We start from the raw sequence: 2342 nt of genomic DNA on the forward strand, positions 1-2342 counted from the left end.
CGTATTTTGTTGCCGATTGCATTCGTGTATGCGATATTTTTGATGTCTCATGGTGTGATACAAACGTTTTCTTCCTATGTAGAGCTGACAACTATCGAAGGTGTAAAACAAACCCTTGCGATGGGTCCGGTAGCGAGTCAGGAATCGATCAAGATGTTGGGAACCAACGGTGGCGGATTTTTCAATGTTAACAGTGCGCATCCGTTTGAGAACCCAAATGAATTGACCAACTTTATCCAAATTTTCTCGATCTTTTTGATCCCTATCGCATTGTTGTTTGCGTATGGCAAGTTTGCCGGAAACCGCAGAGAAGGGATTGCGATCTTTGGTGCTATGGCGTTATTGTTCGCTCTAACACTCTCGGCTACCTATTATGCCGAATCACAAGGGAATGCGATGTTGACACAGCTTGGTGTCGAAGCGGGACCTAGTATGGAGGGTAAAGAGGTACGGTTTGCTCTGGGAGCTTCGAGCTTGTTTGCGACCGTAACGACGGCGGCATCGTGCGGTGCGGTTAATGCAATGCATGATAGTTTCTCTCCTCTCGCCGGTGGGGTTTTGATGCTCCAAATGATGGTCGGAGAGGTGATCTTCGGCGGTGTCGGTGCAGGATTTTACGGGATGATGATTTACGCCCTATTATCGATGTTTATGATCGGTTTGATGGTCGGAAAAACCCCGATGTATTTGGGCAAAAAGATCGAAGCGTATGAGATCAAAGCGGTTATTATCGCGTTGCTTCTCCCCTCGGCAGCGATTTTGGGCTTTTCGGCAATCGCGGCGAATTGCGCTGATGGATTGGCGGGTCTAAACAACGCAGGGCCGCATGGGTTGGGAGAGATACTCTATGCCTATACCTCAGCGGCAGCAAATAACGGAAGTGCATTTGCAGGACTCACTGCCAACACACCGTTTTACGATGTGACATTGGCGATAGCAATGTTCATCGGGCGTTTCGGAGTGATTATCCCGATGATCGCGATTGCGGCAAGTATGTCGAATAAAAAAACGTATGCCCTCTCATCGGGTTCGGTACGAAGCGATAATATGACCTTTACGATCTTTTTGGCATTCACCGTTCTGATTTTGGGTGCATTGACCTTTTTACCGGCGTTGACGTTTACAGCGATTGCGGAGCATGTCCTCATGTTATCCGGCAAGCTGTTCTAAGGAAATAGTATGAAAAAAGCAATTGAAATTAATAACAACGAAATATTTAAAGAAGCATTGATCGAGTCGTTTATTCGTCTCAATCCGAAACATCAGATTAAAAATCCGGTGATCTTTGCCGTGACGCTGAGTTCAGCGTTTTGTACGGTTCTATTTTTTACCGGACATTTTGACCCTGCGGACTTTTGGTTTAATTTACAGCTTCTTTTTTGGCTGTGGTTTACCGTCTTGTTCGCCAACTTCGCCGAAGCATTGGCGGAGGGTCGCGGAAAAGCGCAGGCATCGAGTTTGCGTCAAACCCAAAGCAACCTTGTAGCCAATCGTATACGAGGCGTTAGAACAGAATTGGTTGACGCTTCTTTACTGCTGAAGGGGGATATGGTCATTGTCAAAGCCGGTGAGTTGATCCCGATTGATGGTGAAGTGATCGAAGGGGTTGCAAGTGTCAACGAGAGTGCGATTACCGGTGAATCAGCTCCCGTTATCCGTGAAAGCGGTGGAGATCGCAGTTCGGTAACGGGGGGAACAACTGTCCTCTCTGACTGGATAAAAGTGCGTGTTACAGCGGCAAAGGGTGAGAGTTTTCTCGATAAAATGATTATGCTCGTCGAGGGGGCAAAACGTCAAAAAACCCCGAACGAAATCGCCCTCAGCCTGATCCTTATCGGATTTAGTTTGATCTTTTTACTCTCGGTGGCGACGTTGCAACCGTTGGTAGGCTATTTTGATAGTTCATTTTCGCTTCTCGTCCTCGTCGCGTTGTTTGTGTGTTTGATCCCTACGACCATCGGGGGATTGCTCAGTGCCATCGGAATCGCGGGGATGGATCGATTGCTTCGTAAAAACGTCATCGCTACCAGCGGTAAAGCGGTCGAAACGGCGGGGGATATTTCGGTATTGCTTCTCGATAAAACGGGGACGATTACGTTCGGAAATCGGATGGCGAGTGAATTTTTCACCGTGAACGGTGTTAGTAAAAGCGAGCTCCTCTCTTATGCAATCTACTCATCAAAAGCCGATGAGACACCGGAGGGGCGCAGTATTGTCGCACTTGCTGAGAGTATGGATGCTAAGCTTGTAGTGTTAAACGGGGAAGAGACGTGGATTGCGTTTAGTGCCGATACCCGTCTGAGCGGTGTGAATGTCGGGGATATCCATATCCGCAAAGGGGC

2 protein-coding genes are annotated in these 2342 nt (G+C 47.9%); both read left to right on the forward strand.

Annotated elements, in window-relative coordinates; all coding sequences use genetic code 11:
• On the forward strand, window positions 1-1170 hold a 1170-nt coding region (gene kdpA / locus JZU62_RS03915; RefSeq protein WP_295012100.1), incomplete at its 5' end, for a potassium-transporting ATPase subunit KdpA.
• Window positions 1171-1179: 9 nt separating this feature from the next.
• The coding region (locus JZU62_RS03920) for an HAD-IC family P-type ATPase (RefSeq protein WP_295012102.1) at window positions 1180-2342 on the forward strand (1163 nt) is incomplete at its 3' end.

Origin of the sequence: Sulfuricurvum sp. (assembly GCF_019163035.1) — a bacterium.
In the GTDB taxonomy this organism is placed as follows: domain Bacteria; phylum Campylobacterota; class Campylobacteria; order Campylobacterales; family Sulfurimonadaceae; genus Sulfuricurvum.